26 protein-coding genes are annotated in these 23,466 nt (G+C 57.0%); 18 read left to right on the forward strand and 8 right to left on the reverse strand.

Features of this window, described 5'->3' with window-relative positions; all coding sequences use genetic code 11:
• Window positions 1-64 precede the first annotated feature (64 nt).
• Window positions 65-1,408: an ATP-binding protein gene (locus tag HMPREF2796_RS05685; RefSeq protein ID WP_070631642.1), complete on the forward strand. Its 1,344-nt coding sequence runs from the start codon at window positions 65-67 to the stop codon at window positions 1,406-1,408.
• Between the two features lie 126 nt (window positions 1,409-1,534).
• Window positions 1,535-1,969, forward strand: coding sequence for a hypothetical protein (locus HMPREF2796_RS05690; protein ID WP_070631645.1), 435 nt, complete (start codon window positions 1,535-1,537; stop codon window positions 1,967-1,969).
• A gap of 170 nt (window positions 1,970-2,139) precedes the next feature.
• Here the strand turns inward: HMPREF2796_RS05690 and HMPREF2796_RS05695 are convergent, their stop codons facing one another.
• The 5 genes from HMPREF2796_RS05695 to HMPREF2796_RS05715 all read right to left on the reverse strand — a co-directional run bounded on the left by HMPREF2796_RS05695 (window position 2,140) and on the right by HMPREF2796_RS05715 (window position 4,896).
• Window positions 2,140-2,628 carry a YbjQ family protein gene (locus tag HMPREF2796_RS05695; RefSeq protein ID WP_070631647.1) on the reverse strand — a complete coding sequence of 163 codons (489 nt, stop codon included), beginning with the start codon at window positions 2,626-2,628 and terminating at the stop codon, window positions 2,140-2,142.
• 9 nt (window positions 2,629-2,637) lie between these two features.
• Entirely contained in the window at window positions 2,638-2,955 is a 318-nt protein-coding gene (locus tag HMPREF2796_RS05700) for a YbjQ family protein (RefSeq protein WP_234404255.1), read from the reverse strand.
• Between the two features lie 320 nt (window positions 2,956-3,275).
• The gene (locus HMPREF2796_RS05705; RefSeq protein WP_070631650.1) at window positions 3,276-4,169 is read right to left on the reverse strand and encodes a LysR family transcriptional regulator; all 894 of its coding nucleotides are present in this window, start codon (window positions 4,167-4,169) and stop codon (window positions 3,276-3,278) included.
• A gap of 7 nt (window positions 4,170-4,176) precedes the next feature.
• A complete protein-coding gene (locus HMPREF2796_RS05710) occupies window positions 4,177-4,479 on the reverse strand; it encodes a hypothetical protein (RefSeq protein WP_070631653.1) in 303 nt (100 codons plus the stop codon).
• A gap of 3 nt (window positions 4,480-4,482) precedes the next feature.
• A complete protein-coding gene (locus tag HMPREF2796_RS05715) occupies window positions 4,483-4,896 on the reverse strand; it encodes a DUF2251 domain-containing protein (RefSeq protein WP_070631745.1) in 414 nt (137 codons plus the stop codon).
• A gap of 125 nt (window positions 4,897-5,021) precedes the next feature.
• Here HMPREF2796_RS05715 and HMPREF2796_RS05720 point away from each other — a divergent pair, with 125 nt between their 5' ends.
• Window positions 5,022-5,681 (forward strand): NAD(P)-dependent oxidoreductase, encoded by a 660-nt coding sequence (locus HMPREF2796_RS05720; protein ID WP_070631656.1) that lies wholly within the window; start codon window positions 5,022-5,024, stop codon window positions 5,679-5,681.
• Window positions 5,682-5,809: 128 nt separating this feature from the next.
• On the opposite strand, the gene HMPREF2796_RS05725 is transcribed toward HMPREF2796_RS05720, so the two are convergent.
• A complete protein-coding gene (locus tag HMPREF2796_RS05725) occupies window positions 5,810-6,592 on the reverse strand; it encodes a polyamine aminopropyltransferase (RefSeq protein WP_070631659.1) in 783 nt (260 codons plus the stop codon).
• A 385-nt stretch (window positions 6,593-6,977) separates the two neighbouring features.
• Between HMPREF2796_RS05725 and HMPREF2796_RS05730 the strand changes: the two genes are divergently transcribed.
• The 11 genes from HMPREF2796_RS05730 to HMPREF2796_RS05780 all read left to right on the forward strand — a co-directional run bounded on the left by HMPREF2796_RS05730 (window position 6,978) and on the right by HMPREF2796_RS05780 (window position 18,070).
• Window positions 6,978-7,733: an SDR family oxidoreductase gene (locus HMPREF2796_RS05730; protein WP_070631662.1), complete on the forward strand. Its 756-nt coding sequence runs from the start codon at window positions 6,978-6,980 to the stop codon at window positions 7,731-7,733.
• A 15-nt stretch (window positions 7,734-7,748) separates the two neighbouring features.
• Window positions 7,749-8,237 carry a Fur family transcriptional regulator gene (locus tag HMPREF2796_RS05735; protein ID WP_070631665.1) on the forward strand — a complete coding sequence of 163 codons (489 nt, stop codon included), beginning with the start codon at window positions 7,749-7,751 and terminating at the stop codon, window positions 8,235-8,237.
• Complete coding sequence (locus HMPREF2796_RS05740; RefSeq protein ID WP_070631667.1) at window positions 8,225-9,154, forward strand: CobW family GTP-binding protein; 930 nt, start codon at window positions 8,225-8,227, stop codon at window positions 9,152-9,154. The genes HMPREF2796_RS05735 and HMPREF2796_RS05740 overlap by 13 nt, the downstream gene beginning before the upstream one ends.
• A 184-nt stretch (window positions 9,155-9,338) precedes the next feature.
• The gene (locus HMPREF2796_RS05745) at window positions 9,339-9,965 is read left to right on the forward strand and encodes an HI_0552 family protein (protein ID WP_070631670.1); all 627 of its coding nucleotides are present in this window, start codon (window positions 9,339-9,341) and stop codon (window positions 9,963-9,965) included.
• A gap of 112 nt (window positions 9,966-10,077) precedes the next feature.
• Window positions 10,078-10,845, forward strand: a complete 768-nt coding sequence (locus HMPREF2796_RS05750) for a sulfite exporter TauE/SafE family protein (RefSeq protein ID WP_070631674.1) — start codon at window positions 10,078-10,080, stop codon at window positions 10,843-10,845.
• Window positions 10,846-11,020: 175 nt separating this feature from the next.
• Window positions 11,021-12,199, forward strand: a complete 1,179-nt coding sequence (gene metZ, locus HMPREF2796_RS05755) for an O-succinylhomoserine sulfhydrylase (protein WP_070631677.1) — start codon at window positions 11,021-11,023, stop codon at window positions 12,197-12,199.
• Window positions 12,200-12,563: 364 nt separating this feature from the next.
• A complete protein-coding gene (zapE, locus tag HMPREF2796_RS05760; RefSeq protein WP_070631681.1) occupies window positions 12,564-13,697 on the forward strand; it encodes a cell division protein ZapE in 1,134 nt (377 codons plus the stop codon).
• 68 nt (window positions 13,698-13,765) lie between these two features.
• Window positions 13,766-14,338, forward strand: a complete 573-nt coding sequence (gene pth / locus HMPREF2796_RS05765) for an aminoacyl-tRNA hydrolase (RefSeq protein WP_064089350.1) — start codon at window positions 13,766-13,768, stop codon at window positions 14,336-14,338.
• 64 nt (window positions 14,339-14,402) lie between these two features.
• Complete coding sequence (gene ubiD, locus HMPREF2796_RS05770; protein WP_070631684.1) at window positions 14,403-15,881, forward strand: 4-hydroxy-3-polyprenylbenzoate decarboxylase; 1,479 nt, start codon at window positions 14,403-14,405, stop codon at window positions 15,879-15,881.
• A 77-nt stretch (window positions 15,882-15,958) separates the two neighbouring features.
• Window positions 15,959-16,360 (forward strand): hypothetical protein, encoded by a 402-nt coding sequence (locus HMPREF2796_RS05775; protein WP_070631687.1) that lies wholly within the window; start codon window positions 15,959-15,961, stop codon window positions 16,358-16,360.
• Between the two features lie 192 nt (window positions 16,361-16,552).
• Window positions 16,553-18,070: an ABC transporter permease/substrate-binding protein gene (locus tag HMPREF2796_RS05780; RefSeq protein ID WP_070631691.1), complete on the forward strand. Its 1,518-nt coding sequence runs from the start codon at window positions 16,553-16,555 to the stop codon at window positions 18,068-18,070.
• Window positions 18,071-18,180: 110 nt separating this feature from the next.
• Here HMPREF2796_RS05780 and HMPREF2796_RS05785 read toward each other — a convergent pair whose 3' ends face one another.
• A complete protein-coding gene (locus tag HMPREF2796_RS05785; RefSeq protein WP_070631693.1) occupies window positions 18,181-18,648 on the reverse strand; it encodes a hypothetical protein in 468 nt (155 codons plus the stop codon).
• A gap of 189 nt (window positions 18,649-18,837) precedes the next feature.
• On the opposite strand from HMPREF2796_RS05785, the gene HMPREF2796_RS05790 reads away from it, so the two are divergent.
• The gene (locus tag HMPREF2796_RS05790) at window positions 18,838-19,254 is read left to right on the forward strand and encodes a MarR family winged helix-turn-helix transcriptional regulator (RefSeq protein ID WP_210385350.1); all 417 of its coding nucleotides are present in this window, start codon (window positions 18,838-18,840) and stop codon (window positions 19,252-19,254) included.
• Window positions 19,255-19,334: 80 nt separating this feature from the next.
• A complete protein-coding gene (locus HMPREF2796_RS05795) occupies window positions 19,335-20,159 on the forward strand; it encodes an ABC transporter ATP-binding protein (RefSeq protein ID WP_070631699.1) in 825 nt (274 codons plus the stop codon).
• Between the two features lie 118 nt (window positions 20,160-20,277).
• Here the strand turns inward: HMPREF2796_RS05795 and HMPREF2796_RS05800 are convergent, their stop codons facing one another.
• Window positions 20,278-21,399, reverse strand: coding sequence for an NADH-dependent flavin oxidoreductase (locus tag HMPREF2796_RS05800; RefSeq protein WP_070631702.1), 1,122 nt, complete (start codon window positions 21,397-21,399; stop codon window positions 20,278-20,280).
• Between the two features lie 390 nt (window positions 21,400-21,789).
• On the opposite strand from HMPREF2796_RS05800, the gene HMPREF2796_RS05805 reads away from it, so the two are divergent.
• Both HMPREF2796_RS05805 and HMPREF2796_RS05810 read left to right on the forward strand, forming a co-directional pair.
• Complete coding sequence (locus tag HMPREF2796_RS05805) at window positions 21,790-22,596, forward strand: class I SAM-dependent methyltransferase (protein WP_070631704.1); 807 nt, start codon at window positions 21,790-21,792, stop codon at window positions 22,594-22,596.
• A gap of 191 nt (window positions 22,597-22,787) precedes the next feature.
• Entirely contained in the window at window positions 22,788-23,330 is a 543-nt protein-coding gene (locus HMPREF2796_RS05810) for a 5' nucleotidase, NT5C type (protein ID WP_049257650.1), read from the forward strand.
• Window positions 23,331-23,466 lie beyond the last annotated feature (136 nt).

Raw genomic sequence — 23,466 nt, forward strand, 5'->3', positions numbered from 1 at the left:
CTGTACTGGTTTTTGTTAATTCACTATAAAATCCAAGCTGCAGCCCACACCCAACCGACACTCCATGAACCTCCCCATCCCCTTCCGCCACTCCATCCAGCTGCGCCTGGCCGCCGCGCTCAGTGCCTCCCTGCTGCTCGCCGCACTCCTGGCCGGCGGCTTTGCCTTTTACGACAGCTACCGCAGCACCAACAAACTGCAAGACGACCTCCTGCACCAAATCGCCGCCCACATAGACCCCAACAGGCTACCTGAAAACACCAAAAGCCAGCGCGACGCCCACATCCGCATCCAAACCCCCGCCGGCGACCGTGCTAGAGCCCACGATGACGATGACGACGATGATGACGACCACATCACCCTTCCCGCCAATCTGCCCGAAGGCCTGCACACCTTCCAAGAGCCCGATGGTAATGACACCTACCGAGCCTATATCCGCCACACCCCCCAGGGGCCCGTTGCCGTGCTCCAAGAAAACGACTTCCGCGAAGACATGGCCGAACATGCCGCCTGGAACAGCGCCATGCCGCTCATCCTGCTCGCCCCCCTCAGCATCCTGCTCACCATCTTCATCGTCCGCCGCACCATGCAGCCCGTGCACCGCCTTTCCCAAAGCCTCGAAGCGCGCCGCAGCAGCGACCTCGCCCCGCTGAGCACCGAAAACATCCCCAACGAAATCCGCGGTTTCATCCAAGCCATCAACCGCCTGCTCGAGCGCACCCACCAAGCCATGCAGCAGCAACAGCGCTTCATCGCCGATGCCGCCCACGAACTGCGCAGCCCCATGACCGCCCTCTCCCTGCAAGCCGGACGCCTGGCCGCCAACAGTCTGCCCGAGCCGGCCGCCGGCCAGCTCGCCAGCCTCCTGCAAGGCATCCACCGCAACCGCCGCCTGCTCGAGCAACTCCTCTCCCTCTCCCGCGCCCAAGCTCCCGAAGCCCAGCGCTCCCAAGAGCGCCTAGCCAGCCAAGACCTCTTCCGCAGCGTGATCGAAGACCTCCTGCCCCTGGCCGAAGCCAAAGAGCAAGACCTCGGCGTATCCAGCCCCGCCAACCCCGTCTTCCACGCCAACGAAGCCGACCTCTATACCCTCGTCAAAACCCTGGCCGACAACGCCATCCGCTACACCCCGCCCGGCAGCCAAATCGACTTGAGTGCCGAAGAAACCCCCGGCCACATCATCTTCCGCATCGAAGACAACGGCCCCGGCATCCCACCCGCCGAACGCAGCCGCGTGTTCGACCCCTTCTACCGCATCCTCGGCAGCGACCAGGAAGGCACCGGCCTCGGCCTCTCCATCGCCCGCACCATCGCCGAACGCCACGGCGGCCGCATCGAACTGGCCCAAAGCCCCCACCACCCCAGCGGCCTGCTCGTGAGCGTGTATCTGAGCAAACAATATTTGTAGCGTTTTTCAGGTAGCCTTGTTCATTAAAGGCTACCTGAAAACAGTGATTGCCGGATTTTTGCAGAGTGGGTATTTATCCCCACTCTGCGCCTGTTGGTCTTCAAACAATATAAATATAGGTTTTATATGGAGCACATATTTGAATTAGATAGCATACTATCCAAATATAGGGGAGAGTTTGATAATTATTGGTATGATTATTTAATACTTGATGCTATTGATATTTTAAATAAATTTAACGATGCTGAATGGAAGCATTTATTCGATATCTTGCAGAATCAAAAAAACGAACTATGGTATTTAGCACTTATTAGCATACTGTCTGATACTAAAAATTTTTCTAATGCATTAGATCTTTGTATTTCAATTTTCAGGGGGAATTCATATGCCGTTCAAATTGCCACTATAGATACCATTAACGCCATTATAAGTGGTAAAGATATAAGCATAAGAATTATTAACGAGATTAAATGCATGGTTGTAAATTTCACCCCGAAATCCACAATAGACGATATTGTATATAACGCACTTTTATCTAATTTAGCGAGTAGGCTGGGTTAGCAAACCCAACGTTTTCAGGTAGCCCTCTTTCAGGCTACCTGCAAGAGAGTATGTGGGTATAACTGTCCTCCGATACTTGCTGTCATTCGGTTTAGCCAAAAATACAAGGCCGTCTAAAAACCTCAGATGTCCTTGTATTCTTTGTATCAATTATGCTGGGACTGAGCCGGCTAAGACAGCCGTCCTGCCGTGCCATAAGCCAACACTTCAACCGTACCTACCACACCACCTTGTTGCGGTTGATAGATATTGTCCAAAGAGGCTGTTTCCAATTTGAAATTCAACACGGCATTTGCCCCTTTCGCTGCGGCCTGTTCTTTTAGGCGCAGTACGGCTTCGCGCCGTGCACGGTCGAGCAAGGTTTCGTAGCTGCGGATATTGCCGCCGAAAAAATTGCGGAACGCTGCCAGCATACGGCGGAAATAATCGCTAGAAACCACAACTCCCGTATAAACCAATTCCCCGCCGCTAAAGTCCTGCGGCGGTTTTTTAACGGCAATCACCATAATATGCCGCAGCGCAGCTTCCCGCGCCTCTATATCGGCATAATGTTTCCGCTCGATGTGGCGGCCGGTGAAATAGGTGATAATCAGCAGCCAAACCGGCCACAGGTATATCAGCAACAGGATGACGGAGAACCCATCGTTGTCGTTCGACATCGCAGCCCCCTATTCCAAAACCACAGCTGTACCGTAGGCAAAGATTTCGGCAGCCCCTGCCGCTACGGATGCGGTGGAAAAACGCACATTTACCACGGCATTGGCTCCGGCCTGACGCGCCTGTTCGATCATACGGGCAATCGCCTCATCACGGGCTTCGTTTAACAGTTCGGTGTAGCCCTTCAGTTCGCCGCCAACCAGGTTTTTCAAGCCCGCCATAAAATCCCGGCCGACGTGTTTGGCGCGCACGGTCGAACCCTGGACCAATCCCAAATGGCGGACGATGGTGCGGCCGGGAACAGTTTCAATATTGCTCAATAACATCATATTTTTCCTTTTCATTAGATTGATATTTTATGCAGGCTGACTTGATATAGTGAATTAACAAAAACCAGTACAGCGTTGGCTCGCCTTGCCGTAACGTGTGTACTGTCTGCAGCTCGCCGCCTTGTCCTGATTTTTGTTAATCCACTATAGAAGTCTGCGGCAGTTCCGTTATGGATAACGGCTGTCCATCATATCATTTCCGCCAACGCCCCAACAATTCAGCCACCATCCTTGCTTCTTCCGAGCAGGCTTCTCCGTTGGGCTGGGCAACTGCTTGCCCGCGCGAACCATCAGCACCTATCTGCACCCCAACGTATTTTTCAGGTAGCCTCCGCCTCCTCCGCAAAGCTCTCCTGCAATATCCGCAACACAGCAGCGGTGCGGGCGGCTTGAACGCGGTGGGGCGTTACGGCATAGAGGGTAACGGCGGGCAGCTGCCAATCGGGCAGGAGGATTTGTAGCCGATCTTGGATAACGGCATCGCGGGTTTCGCCGGCAATAATCAGGGCAAGGCCGAGGCCGGCCTCGCACAAGTGGCGCACGGCGGCCAGCTGGTTGCACACCGTGCCGTGATCAATACTGAGCAGGTAGCGTTCGCTGCCGCGTGAGAGCTCAATGTGCGGCAGCAGGTGGTACACCCAAGGGTGGGCGGCTAAATCGGCAGGATGGGTAATGGCGGGAGCGGCTTTCAGGTAGCCCGGAGCAGCGCAAATTTGCCAAGGCCATTCGGCCAGCCGGCGGGCAACCAGGTCGGGCTCGTCTAAGGCATGACCGCCGCCGCGCAGGGCTATATCGATACTGCCTTCGCGCAGTTCGGCAATGGCTTCGCCAAAGTGTAATTCAAGGCTGAGGGCGGGATGTTCGCGGCGGATGCGCCGCAGGGCGTGCTGAAAGGCGGCAGCATTCACTAAACCGGTGGGCGCGGCCAAGCGCACGCTGCCGGCAATGTCGGTTTTGAGGCCGTCGAGCGCGGTGCGGGTGTCTTGCACGGTGGCAAGCAGACGGCGGCAATGGGCAGCAAGTGCTTGGCCGGCATCGGTGGGGGCCAGGCGGCGGGTGCTGCGGTGTAGTAGCTTCACGCCATGCAGCTTTTCCAGCCGGCTGATGTGCTGGCTCACGGCAGACGGGGTCATGCCCAAGGCTTGCGCGGCGGCGTTCATACTGCCGTGTTCGAGCACGGCGGCGAAGGCGAGCAGGGGTTTGAGGTCGTCCATAGAAGGTTTACTTAAACAAGTTTTTTGTCTTCACTGTATAAGCGCTGCCTTCAAACACGCGTATTTCAAACTCAAGCCGGGTGCAGATACTTTCCAAGGGGCGGCGTTTTTTGGCGGTGAGCGTCAGGCTGTCTTGCTCTGCGGCGAGCTCGACATTTTTGATGTTTTCCTCCCGCATGATACGGCGGATGATTTTGGCCAGCTCGTGGCCGCTTGGGGCGTGTTGCGAGAAAAAGTAGCGTTCGTGGCCGCCTAAACCGGCAAACGACAGGCTGAAGCGGTTGCCGGCCTGAACAATTTGATTGTGCATGGTTTATGCGCCCAACAGTTGGTCGAGCAGCTCATCGCTCAGCAGGCGGTTGGGCTCGCGCAGCCAGTCGCCATCGGCCTCGGGGAAGGCGTTGCGGCAGTAGCCGGCATGGGCGGCAAAGTCGAACACGGCGTGGATGTAGCCGTTGATATCAAGCGCGGCCAGGCCGAGGTCTTCGCTCCATAGAATGCTGATTTCAGATGGGATATGGCGATCGGCTACATCGTCCACGTTATAAATATGCAGCGCATCGAGGATGCCTTCCTCTTGGTGCACGGCATAGAAATAGCCGGTGCCGCAATCGTCTTCAAACACCACGCCATAGGGGCTTTGTTCGAAAAAAGATTCCAACACCAGCTCTTGGCCGGGGGTGAATTGCTCGGGCTCGCGACCTAAATACAGGGTTTTTTGCGCCATCATGGCCTCCATTGTTTAGCTGAGCTTCATAGCGTAAACAGTTTACAGCGGATTATCAAGAGATTAAAGAACGCATTTAGAATGCGATCCATCGTAATTAATCAACAAAACTTAAGGAGCTAAATATGAAATTTGCTGTAATCGGTGCAACTGGTTATGTGGGCAACGCCGTGGTGCGCGAGCTGGCTGAGCGCGGGCATGAGGTAACCGCCTTTGCGCGCAACACAGGCAAGGCGTTGGCTGCGCCGAATGTAACAGCCGTGCAGGCCGATGTGCATGCGGCCGATTTTGCCGCGCAACTGGCCGGCTTTGATGCGGTGGTGAGCGCGTTCAACCCGGGCTGGACCAATCCGAACATCGGCCGCGATTTCACCGCCGGCTATGCAGCCATCCTGGCGGCAGCCAAAACGGCGAAAGTGCCCTATCTTTTGGCCGTGGGCGGCGCGGGCAGCCTGTTTGTGGCGCCCGGCGTGCAGCTGATTGATACGCCCGAGTTCCCGAAAGAAATTTTCGATGGCGCCAACGCCGCACGCAATCTGCTGCGCGACTTGCAAGCCCAACATGCCGATGTGAACTGGGCGATGATTTCCCCGCCCGCCAGTCTTGGTGCCGACGGTGGCTTCAGCGAAGAGCGCACCGGCCAATACCGCCTGGGCGGCGATGAACTCCTGATGGCGGGCGAGGTGCCGGCCGGCATCAGCGTGGCAGATTTGGCCATTGCGATTGCCGATGATGTGGAGCAGAAAGCGCATCTGCACCAACGCTTCACCGCCGCAGCCGTATAAATAGGGCATACCAAAAGGCTACCTGAAAACCATATAGTTTTTCAGGTAGCCTTTATTTCATTCGATAAGTCTGGCACTCGCTGCCCGCACAAATGCTTTTCAGGTAGCCTTTGTCATAGCCGCCAGCCTCAACGCAGCCACTGCCAAGTGCTGCCCGGCGGCACGTGCGCCTGGTGCAGCATGGTTTTGAAGTCCAGGCCGTATTGCTCGCTCAGCTTGGCGGCTTTTTTCTGCAAGGCCGCCAGCGGCTGGGGTGCTTGGTTTTGGAAGGCGAGCACGGCCACGTTGCCGTGGGTTTCGGCGGGCACGCACAACACGCGCTGATCAAACACCTGCGCGAGCCGTTGCAGGAAAAGCGGGTAGCGCTTGTCGCCGCTCCACCAGTTGGTGACGAAAATGCCGTGTTCGCTCAGGGCGGTGCGGCAGTCGGCAAAAAAGGGCTCGGCCACCAGGGCATCGATAATCTGTACGCCGTCGAAGCCGTCCACCAGCAAAACATCCGTGCCGCCGCGCAGGGTTTTGATGTATTCCGCGCCGTCGGCCTCGATGATTTCAAACTTTTCGCCCTCAAACGGTAGCTCAAACAGGCCGCGCGCCACGCTGATTACCTGCGGGTTGATTTCCACCGCCGTTTGCGCCACCTCGGACAGGTGGGCATCGATCCAGCGCACAAACGAGCCGCCGCCCAGCCCGATTTGCGTGATGTGGCGCACGTTTTCGGCAAACAGGAGCCAGGCCATCATGGCGCGGCTGTAGGAGAGCACCAGCTCGGCGGGATAATCCACATTCATCGAGCTTTGCACCGTTTCGCTGCCCAAATGCAGCGAGCGGATGTTGCCATGTTCGGAAATGCCCACTTCGGGCAGGGCGAAACGCGCCGAACGCAGGCGGCGGTAGGGATGACGTGCCATATCAACAAGCCTTTGGCCAAAATGCGGAAGGCGGGCATTCTAGCACGGTTTTCAGGTAGCCTTATACCGCCGCCCCGCCTCTATCCGTCAGAATGAAGGCATTCCGCCCGAGGCTACCTGAAAATATAGTGGATCAGAAATAAGAATGGGACAAGGCGGCAAACCGCAGACAGTACAGAAGTATGGCAAGGCAAACCAACACTGTAGCGAAAGTTAAGTTGGCTTGCTATAGCCTTGCTGCCATTTTAAAGCTGCCGGCAAGCTGCCGGTGTTATACTATTGCTTTTAGCCAAAGCCGTTATTTATTCCTGCAAGGCGAGCCAATGCCGCAGGTATAGAGGAGCACCCCGGCTATATCCAGCAATCCAGCACAACGGAGGCAATCATGAGCATTTTGGTTACCGGCGCATCGGCCGGTTTCGGGCGGGCCATCTGCCGCACCCTCGCCGCAGCGGGCTACCGCGTGATCGGCGCAGCGCGGCGTGCCGACAAACTGGACGAACTGCGCGCGGAATTGGGCGCCAACTTCCTGCCGCTGCAAATGGACGTAGGCGATACCGCCTCGGTGGATGCCGCACTCAAAGGGCTACCTGAAAACTTTGCCCAGATCGACTGCCTGGTCAACAACGCCGGCCTGGCATTGGGTTTAGACCCGGCCCATCAAGCCGATTTTGCCGACTGGCAAACCATGATTCAAACCAATATCATCGGCCTCACCTACCTCACCCGACAAGTGCTGCCCGGCATGGTGGCGCGCGGCAGCGGCTATGTAATCAACCTCGGCTCGGTAGCCGGCACCTACCCCTACCCCGGCGGCAATGTGTATGGCGCCACCAAGGCCTATGTGCGCCAATTCAGCCTCAATCTGCGCGCCGATTTGGCCGGCACGGGCGTGCGCGTGAGCAATATCGAGCCCGGCCTGTGCGGCGACACCGAGTTTTCCAACGTGCGCTTCAAAGGCGACGACCAACGCGCCGCCGATTTATATAAAAACGTGGACTACCTCCGCCCCGAAGACATCGCCGATACCGTGCTGTGGCTCTACCGGCGCCCCGCGCACATGAACGTGAACAGCATCGAAATCATGCCTGTGGCGCAGAGTTTCAACCCGCTCGCCGTTGTGCGCCACCCCAGCCAATAATCATAGGAAGCAGCCATGACCAAGCACTCCGCACCCGACTACAAAACCGCCATCATCACCCGTGCCCGCGAGCAAGGCCTGCAGATTACCGCCCTGCGCGAGCAGGTGTTGGATATCGTTTTGCGGCAGGAAGGCGTGATTAAAGCCTACACCGTGCTGGCGCAAATGCAGCAGCAGAGCAACGGCGTGGTGGCGCCGCCCACCGCCTACCGCGCGCTCGATTTCTGGTCCGAACACGGCGTGCTGCACAAAGTGGCCGCAGTAAACGGCTACGTTTTATGCAGCCATGCCCGCCACCATTGCGACGCCCACTGCCACAGCAGCGACGAGCAGCAACACCACCACAGCGCCTTCATTTTGGTGTGTACCGAGTGCGGCAACACCGATGAGCAAACCCTCTCCCGCGAATGGCAGGCGCTGTGCGCCGGCGTAGCCGCGGGCGGGTTTAAACTAAAAGAAGAACATGTTGTTTTAACAGGAATATGCAAACAATGTCAGCAATAAAGAAAGCAAAAGTACATCTGTTTTCCGGCTTTTTGGGAACAGGCAAAACCACCGCCCTGCGCCACCTGATGGAGCAGAAAAGCCCCGATGAAAAATGGGTAATCGTGGTAAACGAATTCGGCGAAATCGGCATCGACGGCGCCGTGTTGAGCGATAGTGGCATTCCCGTGGCCGAAATCGCCGGCGGCTGCCTGTGCTGCGTGGCCGGCGCACAGATGGGCACCACCATCAACCGCATGGTGAGCGGCAACAAGCCCGACCGCATCATCATCGAAGCCAGCGGCCTGGCACACGCCGCCAGCGTGATCGACGAGTTGCGCGCCAAACCCTTCGACCAAATGCTGGATATCGGCGCCGTGTTTACCCTGGTCGACCCGCGCCAATTCACCAACCCCGACTACGCCAACCAGCCGCTCTACCGCGACCAAGTGAGCGTGGCCGACGTGCTGATTGCCAACAAAACCGACATGTGCAGCCCCGAAGAAATGGCCGCCTTCCGCAGCAAAGCCGCCCAGCTCTTCCCGCCCAAAGCCGCCGTGCTGGAAACCACCGACGCCTATTTAGACATCACCCTGCTGGAAACCCCGGTGGTGGAAAAAAGCCGCTACCGCATCAAAGAGCTGCCCGACAACAGCATGGGTCTGCAGTCGCAAGGCTACACCTTCCCTGCCGGCAGCAGCTTCGACGGCGAAAAGCTCACCAAATTCTTCAACGACCTGCCCAAACTGTGCGAAGGCCTCATCCGCGCCAAAGGCGTGTTCCAAGTGCTCGGCAGCTGGGTGTGGCTCAACTGGAGCGAAGGCCAATGGGGCGCCAACCAAGTGGCTTGGCGGCGCGACAGCCGCTTTGAAGTGATCGCCAAATCCTTCGACAGCGACGTGCTGGAGCAAAGATTGCAAGCCGCGCTGGAAAAATAAAACGGAAAGGCTACCTGAAAAAGGTTTCAGGTAGCCTTTTATCGTATGCCTAATAAAACACGGATGCCCGTTCCCATTTCCCGTTCAAAAACCGATTTCAGGCAGCCCCAACATTCATTGAGGCTACCTGAAACCCCATTTTTCAGGTAGCCTTTCCACCTTTCTTGCCAGCCGCCAATCCATCATGCTCACCCCGCAAAGCTGCGACCTGTTCCAACGCCCGTTTTTCCAGTTCGCCCAAATCCGCCAATACCAGCCCGAAACCGAAGCGCAAACCAAGGCCGACTACAAAGCCGCGTGGCAAGTGTGGCGCGCGTTGGTTTTTCAGGTAGCCTCCGAATTGGGCGCAGGCTTTGCCCCGCCGCATATCGAACGCTGGTGCAACGGCTGGCAGGTGCGTGCCCATTTTTTCGCCTATTTCAAATATCAAATCCATGCCGATACGGCGGTGATTCTCTCGCTGCTGCTCAACCGCCGCAGGCTCACCGCCAGCCTCGAATGGCACGAATACCGCGCCGCCCGCTCCACCCTGCCGCTGGCCTGCTACCAACAGGCTTTGGCCGATTTTCCGCATACCGAATTTGCCGACTTCCAAATCTGGCACGGCAACGACAGCGAATACGCCGGCTACCCCGCCATCGCCGCCGCCCCGCCCGAAGCCTTCGCCCTGCGCAGCCCGCAGGACTTCCTCTGCCTCGGCCGCCACTTGGAGCGCGACCAACTGGAGCAGGCCGACAGCACGGCCTGGCTAGTCGAAACCCTGCACCGCCTGCTGCCGGTGTACGAAGCCTGCCACAACGTGCGGCTGTGAGCGGAAGCAAGCGTTCCCCCCGGCTGCCGTTAAGGCTACCTGAAATCTAAAAGAGACAAACAAAACGCCAGCGTCGCAATGCCGCCCTGCCCCATCATCAACGGAGAAACCCATGGAACTTCCCTTCATCCTGCTGCTCATCACCGGCTTTTTGGCCGGGCTGATGGATGCGGCCGTTGGCGGCGGCGGACTGTTGCAGCTGCCCGCGCTGTTCGGCGTGCTGCCGCCGACCACGCCCGTGCCCACCGTGCTGGGCACCAACAAGGCAGCTTCGTTCGCCGGCACCTTCACCGCCGCCGGCCAATTTGCCCGCCGCCTGCAGCTGCCGTGGAAAATGCTGCTGCCCGCCGGCGTGCTGGCCTTCGCCGCTTCGTTCGCCGGTGCGAAATTGGTGGCCTATGTGCCGGTGCAATACATGAAACCGGCCATGCTGGTGATTATGGTGGCGATGTTTGTGTACACCTTCTTCCGCAAAGATTTGGGGCAAACCGAGCGCACCCACGCGCTCACGCGGGGCGAAATGCTGCTGGGCACGGCGTTTGGCGCGGCCATCGGCTTTTATGACGGCCTGTTCGGCCCTGGCACGGGCAGCCTGCTGGCCTTCGTGTTCGTGCGCTTTTTTGCCTACGATTTCCTCACCGCCACCGCCTGCGCCAAGGTGATCAACCTGATGACCAATCTGGCCGCACTGAGCTTTTTCATCCCCAGCCAACATGTGCTGTGGCATTGGGCGCTGCCGCTGGCGGCGGCCAACCTAAGCGGCGGCTTCTGCGGCGCAAAGCTGGCGGTGCTCGGCGGCAGCCGCTGGCTGCGTTACGGCTTTATGGCTTTGCTGTGCCTGCTGATTGGCAATTTTGCCCGCCAGCTTTGGTTATCTTAGGCAGCGGGTTTTCGGCGGCAGGCAAAAAGAGTATGCTTAAGGCCGTTTGCCGCATTGTTTATTTGCTATTGTGTTTTCAACTGCACGAAAATTGCTTTTCAGGTAGCCTGATCAGGCAAAATTGAGGCTACCTGAAAACCCTATCCTCCCTATTCATTCACCTGGAAAAGACACCATGACCCAACCGCTTCATCCGCAAACCCTCGCCATCCGCGGCGCCAAAGAGCAAACCGACTACAACGAACACAACCAAGCCCTGTTCCTCACCAGCAGCTTCATGTTTGATTCCGCCGCCGACGGCGCCGATTTGTTTGCCCACAGAAAACCCGGCTTCACCTACTCGCGCACCGCCAACCCCACCGTTTCCGCCTTTGCCCGCCGCATCGCCCTGCTCGAAAACGGCGAGGCCGGCATCGCCACCGGCACCGGCATGGCCGCCATCCAAGCCGCCTTGCTCACTTTCCTTTCCGCCGGCGACCATCTCGTCACCAGCCGCAGCCTGTTCGGCACCACCTTGGGCTTTATCCAAAACCACGTAACCCGTTTCGGCATCGAAGTCACCCTCGTGCCGCAAACCGACCCTGCCGCCTGGCGCGCCGCCATGAAGCCCAACACCAAAATGCTGTTTGTGGAAACCCCGTCCAACCCGCTCAACGAAGTGGCCGACATCGCCGCGCTGGCCGAAATCGCCCACAGCAACGGCGCCCTGCTCACCGTGGACAACTGCTTCTGCTCCCCCGCCCTGCAGCAGCCGCTCAAATTCGGTGCCGATTTATCCGTGCAATCCGCCACCAAAGCCATCGACGGCCACGGCCGCATGATGGGCGGCGTGGTGTGCGGCCGCGCCGAGCTGATGGAGCAAGTGGCGGTATACACCAACTCCGCCGGCCTTTTGCTCTCCCCGTTCAACGCCTGGGTGCTGCTCTCCGGCTGCGAAACCCTGCCGCTGCGTGTCGAAAAACAAAGCGCCCAGGCGCAGGCTGTGGCCGAATGGCTGGAAAAACGCAGCGAAGTGGCCAAAGTGTATTACAGCGGCCTGCCAAACCATCCTCAAGCCACGCTTTCTGCCAAGCAGCAATCCGGCGGCGGCATCGTGGTGGCCTTCGAGCTCAAAGGCGGGCAAAGCGCCGCCTGGCAAGTGATCGACCGCGTTAAAGTATTCTCCAAAACCGCCAACCTCGGCGACGTGCGCTCCACCATCACCCACCCTTGGACTACCACCCACTGCCGCCTCGAGCCCCAAGCCAAACTCGAAGCCGGCATCCGCGAAGGCCTCATCCGCCTCTCCATCGGCCTGGAAAACACTGCCGATCTGATTGCCGACTTGCAACAGGCATTGGAAAGCATCCGCTAAGCCCAACGTAGTGCAGCGTACAAAAGGCTACCTGAAAACGAATTCAAGATTTTCAGGTAGCCTTCAATCTGGCGGCTATCTATAGCCTGAATAATGATTTCTTCATACCAGGCGGCGCAGCCAGTACGGCAAGACAAGCCCACGCGAGATGAAAGTGAAATATTCCAGCCATAGCCCACCCGCTTCCCCGCCCGATCACACCTGTTCATCCCCCGCCATATCAGGCAAAATAGCGCAGTTTTTCATCCATCCCCCGCCATATAGCGGAAACACTTATTTTTCATGCCGGGCAACAAGCCAACGGCGTAGGAAGCAAGCAGCGTTTTCGCGATAAAGGCTACCTGAAACCCACCAAACACACATCATGACCACATTCACCCCGCCCCCCTTCGCCGGCCACAGCCCCCTGAGCTGGTATCAGGCCGCGTCCCAGCAGCCCGGCTTTATCCGCGATACCGCCCAAGAAACCGCCATCCGCCGCCTCGACCAGCTCTGGCACGAGCTCAATGCCCACCGCCAGCAACGCGGCCGCCTGCTGGGCAAACTCTTCGGCAAAAAAGCCCAGCCGCCCAAAGGCCTCTATTTTTACGGCGGCGTCGGGCGCGGCAAAAGCTTCCTGATGGACGCCTTCCACGGCTGCCTGCCGCCCGGCACCGCCCGCCGCGTACACTTCCACGCCTTCATGGCCGAAGCCCACCGCCGCATGCGCGAATACAAAAACCAAGCCAACCCCCTGCAAGCCGTGGCCCGCGACATCGCCCGCGATGTCCAAATCCTCTGCTTCGACGAATTCCACGTTAGCGACATCGCCGACGCCATGATTCTCGGCCGCTTGCTCGAAGGCCTGCTGGCCGAAGGCGTAGTGCTCGTCGCCACCTCCAACTACGAACCGGCCGGGCTCTACCCGCAAGGCCAAAACCGTAGCAGCTTCCTGCCCACCATCGCCCTGCTCGAAAAAAGCCTCGACATCCTCAACGTAGACGGCGGCCAAGACTACCGCCAACGCAGCCTCAGCCCCGCCGACATCTTTTTCATCCCCGACGATGCCGAGAGCGAGACTCATCTCGCCGCCCTGTTCGAACGGCACTCCGGCCAAGCCCCCCAGCCCGGCAGCCTGCCCCTGCTCGGCCGCGAAATCCCCACCCAAGGCCAGGCCGACGGCGTAGTGTGGTTCCACTTCGACGCCCTGTGCCGCGGCCCCCGCTCCCAGGCCGACTACCTCGCCCTGGCCGAAACCAGCCGCATGATTTTCGTCTCACACATCCCGCAGCTCAACGAAACCGAACGCGCCGAAGCCCGCCGCCTCACCTGGCTGATCGACGTACTCTACGACTATCGCGTCAAACTCAGCGCCAGCCTCGCCGTGCCGCCCGAACAAATCTACACCCACGGCGACTTCGCCAACGAATTCGTGCGCAGCGCCAGCCGCCTCACCGAAATGCAGTCCGAAGCCTACCTCGCCCTGCCGCACCTCACACTGGATAAAGAGGCTACCTAAAAGCACAGTTCAACCACTTTAAAACAGCCAACCCCTTTTCAGGTAGCCCGAACCAACAAGGAAAACCCATGCCCATCAAACTCATCGTCGGCCTCGGCAACCCCGGCCCAGAATACGAAGACACCCGCCACAACGCCGGCTTCTGGCTGCTCGACCAGCTCGCCCAGCAATGGCACAGCCATTGGCAAGACGACAGAAAATTCTTCGGCCACCTCATCCGCAGCACCCGCCCCAGCGGCGAAATCCGCCTGCTCAAGCCGCAAACCTATATGAACCTCTCCGGCCAAGCCGTGCAGGCCGTTGCCTCGTTTTATAAAATCCAGCCGCAGGAAATCCTCGTCATCCACGACGAGCTCGACCTCGAACCCGGCCGCATCAAATTCAAACTCGGCGGCGGCAACGGCGGCCACAACGGCCTCAAAGACATCCAAGCCCGCCTCGGTAGCCCCGACTTCTACCGCCTGCGCCTGGGCATCGGCCACCCCGGCGACCGTAACGAAGTCGTGAACTACGTACTGAAAAAACCCCGCCGCGAAGAAAAAGAGCTGATCGAAGACGCCATCGACAAATCCATCGCCACCCTGCCCGACATCCTCGCCGGCAAAATCGAAGCCGCCCAGCGGGTGTTGCACGGGAAATAGGCTATAAAGACTACCTGAAACGCCATCCACATTTTTAGGCAGCCTTAAATCAGAAGGCAACCCAATGAAATACAAAGACCTACGCGAATTCATCGCCATGCTCGAGCAGCAAGGCAAACTCAAGCGCGTCGCGCATCCTGTTTCCCCGCATTTGGAAATGACCGAAATCGCCGACCGCGTGCTGCGTGCCGAAGGGCCGGCGTTGCTGTTTGAAAACCCGATTAAGCCCGACGGCACGCGCTACGATTATCCCGTGTTGGCGAACCTGTTCGGCACGCCCGAACGTGTGGCGATGGGCATGGGCGCGGACAGCGTGTCCAAACTGCGCGAAATCGGGCAGATGCTGGCGTATCTGAAAGAACCCGAACCGCCCAAAGGCATCAAAGACGCGTTTTCCAAACTGCCGCTGTTGAAAGACATTTGGAGTATGGCGCCAAACGTGGTGAAAAACGCGCCGTGTCAGGAAATCGTGTGGGAAGGTGAAGACGTTGATTTGTATAAACTTCCGATTCAGCATTGCTGGCCGGAAGACGTTGCGCCGCTGGTAACATGGGGCTTGACTGTCACGCGCGGTCCGCACAAAAAACGCCAAAATCTCGGCATTTACCGCCAACAATTAATCGGCAAAAACAAGCTGATTATGCGCTGGCTGTCGCATCGCGGTGGCGCGTTGGATTATCAGGAATTCCGCAAACTCAATCCTGATACGCCGTATCCCGTCGCCGTCGTGCTCGGCTGCGACCCCGCCACCATTTTGGGCGCGGTAACGCCCGTTCCCGATACCTTGAGCGAATACCAGTTTGCCGGACTGCTGCGCGGTTCGCGGACGGAACTGGTGAAATGTATCGGCAACGATTTGCAAGTGCCCGCACGCGCAGAAATCGTGTTGGAAGGCGTCATCCATCCGAACGAAACCGCGTTGGAAGGCCCATACGGCGACCACACGGGCTATTACAACGAGCAGGATCATTTCCCCGTGTTCACGGTCGAACGTATCACCATGCGCGAAAACCCGATTTACCACTCCACCTACACAGGCAAACCGCCTGATGAGCCTGCCGTTTTGGGCGTGGCGTTGAACGAAGTGTTCGTACCGCTCTTGCAAAAGCAATTCCCCGAAATCACCGATTTCTACCTGCCGCCCGAAGGCTGTTCCTACCGCATGGCGGTGGTGAGCATGAAAAAACAGTACGCCGGACACGCCAAGCGCGTGATGATGGGCTGCTGGTCGTTCCTGCGACAGTTTATGTACACCAAATTTATCATTGTGGTCGATGATGATGTGGACGTGCGCGACTGGAAAGAAGTCATCTGGGCAGTAACCACGCGCATGGACCCCGTGCGCGACACCGTGTTGATGGAAAACACGCCCATCGACTACCTCGACTTCGCCAGCCCCGTCAGCGGACTCGGCGGCAAAATGGGCTTGGACGCAACCAACAAATGGCAGGGCGAAACCGACCGCGAATGGGGACGGGTGATCAAAAAAGACCCTGCGGTTACGGCTAAGATTGATGAGATTTGGGGGGAATTGGGGTTGTAAGGGACTGAATCTTGCCGAGCATTTGGGGACTTTTCAGGTAGCCTTTGCCATGCTGATGGCTTGGCTTGGGAAATAAAATGAACAATAACGAATTGATTGAACAAATCAAAAATCCACAAACCCCGCTGCGGGACAAAATCCCACTGATTTTAGACCTTGCCGAACAACGCAATCGGGAAATCTACCCGTTGATTTTGGCCGCACTAGACAGTGCGGAATATGCCAAAGTTCGCGGTACGCTGATTTATGCATTGGCAAACTATCCGGCGAAGCCTTTGTTTGAGAAAGCCATCGGCTGGCTGATTGACGGCAATTTCGAAATGGCGCATGAAGCAGCGGGCATTCTCGACAAAATTGCAAAAATAGAAGGCTCGCGTGCAGATAAAGCATATGCCGCCCTCACTACCGCATTGGACAATCCTGCCAACGAAATATGGCGCGTCGAACTGTTGGGAGAGGTGCTGGGGATGTTTAAATAGCAAAGAGAAACGCGTAGATAAGGCCTATATCGCCTAATAAAGGCTACCTGAAAACCTAAAAAGCAGCCTGCACTTGGTAAATTCAAAGTGCAGGCTGTTTTTCCCACCTCCGCCTTCATGCCGCCATTCCTTGCCACACGCCCAAAACCCCTATACCATTCAACCCACTAACCATCAACACGGCCAAATCCCATGCCCGCATCCCTCCCCTTTTCCCCCGCCGAACTCTGGCAAATGCTGCTTACGCATTTATGGCTTTCCGGACTGGCTTTGCTCGCGGCAATGGCAATTGCAGTACCTGCCGCCGTGTTGTTTGCGCGCAGACAGCGTGCGGCCGAAGCGGTATTGCAGTTCACCAATATATTGCAAACCATCCCCTCTTTGGCACTGCTGGGTTTGCTGATTCCGTTTGTCGGTATCGGTTCGCCGCCCGTCTTGATTGCGCTCACGCTATACGCGCTGTTGCCGATTTTTCAAAATACCTATTTGGGGCTGACCCAAATCGACCAATCGATTCAAGATGCGTACACCGCATTCGGGCTATCGCGTTGGCAATCATTGTGGCGGATTGAGCTGCCGATGGCGTTGCCTGCCATGATTTCGGGTATCCGCACGGCGGCGGTGCTGATTGTCGGCACGGCAACGCTGGCGGCGTTAATCGGCGCGGGCGGCTTGGGCAACCTGATTCTGCTCGGTATCGACCGCAACAACATGACGATGACGTTTACCGGTGCATTGCTCTCCGCGTTACTGGCTGTCGGCGTAAGCGGCATTATCAGGCTGTTGCAAAAATCGCGACGCAAGTTGCCGATTATTCTTGCATTGGCTGTGAGCTTCGGCGCACTCAGCCTGTCGCAGATTTCATTTACGCCTGCCACGCAAAACGTGGTGATTGCCGGCAAAATGGGCAGCGAACCCGATATTCTGATTAATATATATAAGTTATTGATTGAACGTGAAAATCCGAATATCAAGGTTACAGTCAAACCCAATTTCGGCAAAACCACCTTCCTGTTCAATGCACTGAATAGCGGCGAAATCGACATTTATCCCGAATTCACCGGCACGGTGCTGGAAACCTTAGTGCAAGTGCCGCCCGAACAAAAGAACCGCCGCCTGTCGCCCGACGAAACCTATCGACTGGGCAAACAATTATTGGCGGAACAATATCAGTTAGAGTTTCTGCCGCCGATGTCTTATCAGAACACTTATGCGTTGGCAGTCAAAGAAAGTTATGGCGCGGCGCACCAATTGAGGACAATCAGCGACTTAAAGCAGGCTGCACCCGATATTCGGGCCGGTTTTTCGCTGGAGTTTACCGACCGGGCAGACGGCTACAAAGGCATGCAGGCAGCAGGTATCACGCTGAAACATATTGTCAGCCTAGAGCCCGCCCTGCGCTACACCGCGCTGCTGAATGACAAAATCGACCTAGTGGAAGCCTTCTCCACCGACGCCGAATTGAAGCAATACCAGCTGCGCCTGCTGAAAGACGATATTGCCCTGTTCCCCGCCTATCAGGGCGCGCCACTGATGAAAGCCGAATTTGCCGCGAAAAATCCGCAAATCGTGGCCGCGCTGAACCGATTGGCCGGCAAAATCAGCGAAACGGAAATGAGCGAGATGAACTACCGCGTGAAAGTGCAAGGCGAAAGCGCGGAAAACGTGGCGCGGGATTATTTGGAGAAAAATGGGTTGTTAGGAAAGTGAAACCGGCAGGGAGTGTTTTCAGGCAGCCTGAAAGCCCAAAAGCAGCCTGCACTTTGAAAACAAGGTGCAGGCTGCTTTTTATTTCAACGCGCTATTCTGGCACTCATTACCTATACATGAAGTGGGGCGGATTTCTGTTTCGGCTTGCGGATAGAAAAACCATCTTTCATGCTCAAGCCCAGCAGCGTCAGATTGGCCGCGCCTGCAATCAGTTCTATGCTTTGGACGATGTAAAACACGCTGTCAAACTGTCCTGCGGCGGCGCGGCTGTTTAAGAAAAACGCGCAAGGCAGCAAAATCAACATTCCGTTGGCGGCGATAAAGGGCATACGGCGGCGTTTGGCGGCAATCGCGGCGTGTTTGCTTTTGCCGCCCATTTTCATGCCCGTTGCGCCTGCGGTTGCCATGCAGGCAATCAACCCGAACAGCGCATAAACAATAGTTTGCTTCACGGCGGCGACGGTTTCGTGCGAGCCGAAGAGTTCGCTCAACACGGTGCTACTCCAAAACGAAGCGATGAATAAAAATGCGCCCACTCCTGCGGCGGCGTGGATTTTGCGTAAAGTATTGCGGTTCATTATGGTTTCCTTTGAACATTTAAAATAGGTCGTCTGAAAGCATCTAAATAGCAAGCTATCGAGTTGAAATAAGTATAGCGTGCTATGAATTAAGATAGCAAGCTATATTTGTGATATAATCCGCAACAATCTGATTTGAAAGGAAACAAAGTGGACGAAGTTTTCAAAACTGAATCGGCAGGCTATCTGATGAACCACATTGCCCGCCAATTTGCCATTTTATTGGGCGAAGGTTTAAAGCCTTTGGGCATCGCCCCCGCGCAATTTCCGATATTGCTGGAACTGTGGCAGAAAGACGGTTTGAGCCAACAGGAATTGGTAGAGCGCGCCGATTTGAAGCAGGCAACGATTGCCAACACCTTGGCGCGGATGGAGCGTGACGGCCTGATTACGCGCGAACCGAATCCCGACGATGCGCGCAGCCGCCTGATTATGCTGACGGAGCAAGCTCGTGCCTTGCAACAGCAGTCCACGGAAATTGCCAAAGCCATCAACCAAACGGCTTTGTCAGATTTGTCGGCAGACGAACAAAAGTTGTTTTTAGAAATGGCGGCAAAAATTGTGGCACGACAGCAAGAGATGATTGCAGGCGCGAAGACGGATTGAGGGTTTAACTTCGTTGAAGCTCTGCTTTCAGGCAGCCTGCAAACCAAAAAATCAGCCTGCTTAATACAGGAATCACATCCATGCAAAACAACCCCATCCCATTTATCGAATTTCGCGGCACAGGCAAGCAATATGACGGCAAATATGCCGTGCGCGATTTGGATTTGACCATTTATCAGGGCGAATTTTTCGTGTTGGTGGGCGGCTCGGGCAGCGGCAAATCCACCACCCTGCGCATGATTAACGCGCTCATCGAACCGACCGACGGCAATGTTTACCTGCACGGCAAGCGCATTAAGGATTACGACATCCGCCAGCTCCGCCACCAAATCGGTTACGTCTTGCAGCAAATCGCCCTGTTCCCCACCATGACCGTGGCGGAAAACATCGCGCTCATGCCCGACATTTTGGGCTGGCCCAAAGCCGAACGCAAAGCGCGCGTAAACGAATTATTGGAACTGGTGGAACTCGACCCCGCACGCTACCGCAACCGCTATCCGCACGAACTTTCCGGCGGCGAACAGCAGCGCATCGGCATTTTGCGCGCCATTGCCGCCAAGCCCCAAGTGCTGCTGATGGACGAACCGTTTTCCGCGCTTGACCCACTGGTGCGCACCGTGCTGCAAGACCAAATCGCCATGATTCACCAGAAATTCGGCACCACCATCGTGTTTGTGACCCACGATATGCAGGAAGCCCTGAAACTTGCCTGCCGCATCGGCGTGATGCACAACGGCCAACTGGTGCAAATCGGCACGCCTGAAGAAATCAAAAAGCAGCCTGCAAACGATTACGTGCAATCGCTGTTTTCCGCCGCCGACACACCCGATGCCGAACGCATCATCCACCAATTCCTGCGGCTGGACCAACAGGGGCAGGAGACGGTGAGACGGGCGTTGCTTTGATTCGGGGTTAAGGCTACCTGAAAACCTAAAAAGCAGCCTGCACTTTGAATTTCTCAAGTGCAGGCTGCTTTTGCTATTTTTCAAACAGTCTTCAGCTTCTAAAGGCCGTCTAAAACGCTCAAATATCCACAATCTGCCGCTCCATCCCTTTCACGGGCGGCAACCACGGCGAGTTGGTGAGGCAGCGTTGCCACAGTGCATCGGGCAGGCGGTAGTGGTCGGCACGGGCGGGGTCGAGGTCGGTTTGAATGTCGGCATCGCGGTTGTCGCGCAGCAAATCAGCCAAATCGGGGTTAATCATCACAGTTTTGCCCAGCGCGATAAACTCTGCCCAGCCGGTATTAAATGCTTTGGCGATGTCGCTGCCGGTATAGAGGTTACCCACGCCGATGAGTGGCAGGCGGCCGGCGATGCGTTCGTGCAGCAGCGCCATGCGGGCGCGGTTAGTGTCTGCGCCGCGTCGGGCGTATTTGTAGAAGTCCCACAGGGAAACATGCAGATATTGCAGCGGTTTTTGCACCAATTCGTCGATAAGTGCGAAGGTTTCCGCCATGGTGATGCCGTGTTCGCCGGGTTCTTCGGGCGAGAAACGGTAGCCCAAGATGAAATCGGGTTTGGCATGCGCTTTCACGGCGGCAGCGACGGCATCGACCACGGCCAGCGGGAAACGCAGGCGGTTGTGCAGGCTGCCGCCCCATTCGTCGGTGCGGCGATTGGTTTGGGCGGACACGAATTGTTGCAGCAGGTAAGCGTTCGCACCGTGGATTTCCACGCCGTCAAAACCAGCCTGCGCCGCGAGGGTGGCGGCATTGGCATAGGCGGCAACGAGTTGTTCGATTTCGGCAGTGGTCAGTTCGCGCGCGCCCGTGGCCTCATCGGCGGACGGGGCGACAATGTCGCCGCAAAGTTCTTTGGGGGCGAGTTTGCCGCCGTGGTGGATTTGCAAGATGGCTTTCGCGCCTTGCGCTTTGGCGATTTGGGCTACTTCGCGCAGGCTGGGCAGGTCGTCCTCATTGATGGCGTATGGCTGGCCGTTAAAGGTTTTGCCGTTGGCCTGCACCAGTGTGGCGGCGGCAATAAACAGGCCGAAGCCGCGGAAGCGTTTTTGCAAAAACGTACGCTCTTGGTCGGTAATGTGGCCGTTTTCATCCGAGGCGAAATGCGTCATCGGGGCGACGGCGAGGCGGTTGGGAACGGTGGCACCGTTGTTGAAGGTGTAGGGTTGGAAGACGGGGTTCATGGGGATTCCTTATGTGGTGGGAGTTTCTGGTAGCCTGAAGCGGCAGGCGCATTCGGTATACGCATAGTCGCCGCTTCGACAACACTTTGCTAGTTGGGAGGTTTGGCTTGGTTTTCAAGCAGGAAGGCTACCTGAAAACACTGCGAAGCAGCCGGCACTCTTCCACAATATAGCTACTCCAACCGATCCAGATAAGCCGCTTTAGAGCTTTCAGGTAGCCTTTCGCATCATCTCAAGCTGCTTATTCAGGTGTACAATCTCTTTTGTAAGATTCTCATTTCTATTTAGCCCAACAGGCTACCTGAAAGCAGAGCTGCAACCCGGTTTCTGTACAGCTCAAATCTCCATTTAAGGAAACGCCTGCAGGCAGCCCGGTTCAGGAGAGATGCCATGCTAAAAATCCAAAACGCCGTCAGCGAAACCCTGCTGATTCCACTCTACATGAAATACCTTGACGCACAGCAAAGCCGGCCGATACTGAACGACCCGGCCGCCCTGCGCCTTGTGCCGCAAATCGACTACGACTTCACCCGATTCCGCTCCGCCCGCAACAGCCGTGTGGGCACAGCCCTGCGCGCCCGCTATTTCGACCAAGTCGCCGCCGATTTCATCCGCCGCCACCCCGAAGGCATCATTGCCATCCTCGGCTGCGGGCTCGACGGCCGCCGTGAGCGGCTCGGTAGCACCGCCGACCATACCCCTTTCTACCAGCTCGACCTGCCCGACGTGATCGCCCTGCGCGAAACACTACTGCCGCCGCAAGCCAACGAAACCCTCATCCCCGCTTCCGCATTTGACACCGGCTGGATGGAACGGCTACACCAAAGCCACCCTGCCGCCCCCGTGCTCTTTATCCTCGAAGGCGTGCTGATGTATTTCGCCGAAGCCCAAGTGCGCGAACTGTTCCAACAGCTTGCCCAACGCTTCCGCGGCGAAATTGCCTTCGACGTGGCCGGCACGTTTATGGTGAAACATTCCGACCAGCACGACGCCCTCAAACACGCCCGTGCCAGCTTTGATTTCGCCTGTGACGACGACCGCCAAATGGAAAGCTGGGCCGCCAACCTCCATCTTGTGTCTGCCAAACACATGACCGATTTCCCCGAAGCCAAAGACATCGGCCTCAACTACTGGCTCATGCGCCTATTTCCTAAAATCCGCCATGCCTATCGATTGCTGCACTACCAAATTGATTAGGGCAAACAGAGCAAAGGCTACCTGAAATTTCAGGTAGCCTTTTCAGCCCAACAGGCCATGCCACAAATTTAGGCATCCGGGCATTGGCATTTGAAAATTGACAGCCCAAACCTAGATGCCCGATAAAACCTTATAATCGTGCTACCAACTTTTCAGCCAGCCTTATCCCAACACACCACAGAAAGCCCGCCATGCTCATCCTGCTCGACCAAGACAACGTGCTCGCCGACTTTGAAAGCGGATTCCGCCGCCATTGGCGCGGCCGCTTCGGCGAAGACGCGCCGATAGAAGGCAAAGAACACATTTTCTATATCCGCGACCGCCTGCCCGAGCACCTGCGCCCGCACGCGACCGAACTCTACGGCGCAGTCGGTTTTTTCGAAAGCCTGCCGCCCATGCCCGGCGCAGTGGAAGCTGCCCACGCCCTTTTGGCTGCCGGCCACGACGTGCGTATATGCACCGCGCCGGTAAACCAATACCGCTACTGCGCCGGCGAGAAAATCGCCTGGGTGGAGCAACACTTGGGCGCAGAATGGACACGGCGCGTGATTATCGCCAAAGACAAAACCTGGGTGCGCGGCGACATCCTCATCGACGACAAGCCCACTATCGAAGGCAGCCTGCCGCCCCTGTGGCAACACCGCCTCTACGATGCACCACACAACCGCCACCTGAACGTACCGCGCATTGTGTGGACACAGCCGGAAACCTGGGCTGATTTGCTGGATAATTGATGCCGCCAGCTTGAAGGCTACCTGAAAAAGAAGTGCAACTATTTTTCAGGTAGCCTTTCTTATTCAAATAGCACGCCTCTCTGCTCCCCCGGCCGATAATTATCTTTGGGGCTGTCCTAGATAACCAGGAATATTC

Source organism: Eikenella sp. HMSC071B05 (genome assembly GCF_001811325.1).
In the GTDB taxonomy this organism is placed as follows: Bacteria; Pseudomonadota; Gammaproteobacteria; order Burkholderiales; family Neisseriaceae; genus Eikenella; species Eikenella corrodens.

What these genes read in the sequence shown, in the direction of transcription:
- HMPREF2796_RS05685 (WP_070631642.1), top strand. Translation starts at nt 65, where the DNA reads ATGAACCTCCCCATCCCCTTCCGCCACTCCATCCAGCTGCGCCTGGCC.
- HMPREF2796_RS05690 (WP_070631645.1), top strand. Translation starts at nt 1,535, where the DNA reads ATGGAGCACATATTTGAATTAGATAGCATACTATCCAAATATAGGGGA.
- HMPREF2796_RS05695 (WP_070631647.1), bottom strand. Translation starts at nt 2,628, where the DNA reads ATGTCGAACGACAACGATGGGTTCTCCGTCATCCTGTTGCTGATATAC.
- HMPREF2796_RS05700 (WP_234404255.1), bottom strand. Translation starts at nt 2,955, where the DNA reads ATGATGTTATTGAGCAATATTGAAACTGTTCCCGGCCGCACCATCGTC.
- HMPREF2796_RS05705 (WP_070631650.1), bottom strand. Translation starts at nt 4,169, where the DNA reads ATGGACGACCTCAAACCCCTGCTCGCCTTCGCCGCCGTGCTCGAACAC.
- HMPREF2796_RS05710 (WP_070631653.1), bottom strand. Translation starts at nt 4,479, where the DNA reads ATGCACAATCAAATTGTTCAGGCCGGCAACCGCTTCAGCCTGTCGTTT.
- HMPREF2796_RS05715 (WP_070631745.1), bottom strand. Translation starts at nt 4,896, where the DNA reads ATGGCGCAAAAAACCCTGTATTTAGGTCGCGAGCCCGAGCAATTCACC.
- HMPREF2796_RS05720 (WP_070631656.1), top strand. Translation starts at nt 5,022, where the DNA reads ATGAAATTTGCTGTAATCGGTGCAACTGGTTATGTGGGCAACGCCGTG.
- HMPREF2796_RS05725 (WP_070631659.1), bottom strand. Translation starts at nt 6,592, where the DNA reads ATGGCACGTCATCCCTACCGCCGCCTGCGTTCGGCGCGTTTCGCCCTG.
- HMPREF2796_RS05730 (WP_070631662.1), top strand. Translation starts at nt 6,978, where the DNA reads ATGAGCATTTTGGTTACCGGCGCATCGGCCGGTTTCGGGCGGGCCATC.
- HMPREF2796_RS05735 (WP_070631665.1), top strand. Translation starts at nt 7,749, where the DNA reads ATGACCAAGCACTCCGCACCCGACTACAAAACCGCCATCATCACCCGT.
- HMPREF2796_RS05740 (WP_070631667.1), top strand. Translation starts at nt 8,225, where the DNA reads ATGTCAGCAATAAAGAAAGCAAAAGTACATCTGTTTTCCGGCTTTTTG.
- HMPREF2796_RS05745 (WP_070631670.1), top strand. Translation starts at nt 9,339, where the DNA reads ATGCTCACCCCGCAAAGCTGCGACCTGTTCCAACGCCCGTTTTTCCAG.
- HMPREF2796_RS05750 (WP_070631674.1), top strand. Translation starts at nt 10,078, where the DNA reads ATGGAACTTCCCTTCATCCTGCTGCTCATCACCGGCTTTTTGGCCGGG.
- metZ (WP_070631677.1), top strand. Translation starts at nt 11,021, where the DNA reads ATGACCCAACCGCTTCATCCGCAAACCCTCGCCATCCGCGGCGCCAAA.
- zapE (WP_070631681.1), top strand. Translation starts at nt 12,564, where the DNA reads ATGACCACATTCACCCCGCCCCCCTTCGCCGGCCACAGCCCCCTGAGC.
- pth (WP_064089350.1), top strand. Translation starts at nt 13,766, where the DNA reads ATGCCCATCAAACTCATCGTCGGCCTCGGCAACCCCGGCCCAGAATAC.
- ubiD (WP_070631684.1), top strand. Translation starts at nt 14,403, where the DNA reads ATGAAATACAAAGACCTACGCGAATTCATCGCCATGCTCGAGCAGCAA.
- HMPREF2796_RS05775 (WP_070631687.1), top strand. Translation starts at nt 15,959, where the DNA reads ATGAACAATAACGAATTGATTGAACAAATCAAAAATCCACAAACCCCG.
- HMPREF2796_RS05780 (WP_070631691.1), top strand. Translation starts at nt 16,553, where the DNA reads ATGCCCGCATCCCTCCCCTTTTCCCCCGCCGAACTCTGGCAAATGCTG.
- HMPREF2796_RS05785 (WP_070631693.1), bottom strand. Translation starts at nt 18,648, where the DNA reads ATGAACCGCAATACTTTACGCAAAATCCACGCCGCCGCAGGAGTGGGC.
- HMPREF2796_RS05790 (WP_210385350.1), top strand. Translation starts at nt 18,838, where the DNA reads ATGAACCACATTGCCCGCCAATTTGCCATTTTATTGGGCGAAGGTTTA.
- HMPREF2796_RS05795 (WP_070631699.1), top strand. Translation starts at nt 19,335, where the DNA reads ATGCAAAACAACCCCATCCCATTTATCGAATTTCGCGGCACAGGCAAG.
- HMPREF2796_RS05800 (WP_070631702.1), bottom strand. Translation starts at nt 21,399, where the DNA reads ATGAACCCCGTCTTCCAACCCTACACCTTCAACAACGGTGCCACCGTT.
- HMPREF2796_RS05805 (WP_070631704.1), top strand. Translation starts at nt 21,790, where the DNA reads ATGCTAAAAATCCAAAACGCCGTCAGCGAAACCCTGCTGATTCCACTC.
- HMPREF2796_RS05810 (WP_049257650.1), top strand. Translation starts at nt 22,788, where the DNA reads ATGCTCATCCTGCTCGACCAAGACAACGTGCTCGCCGACTTTGAAAGC.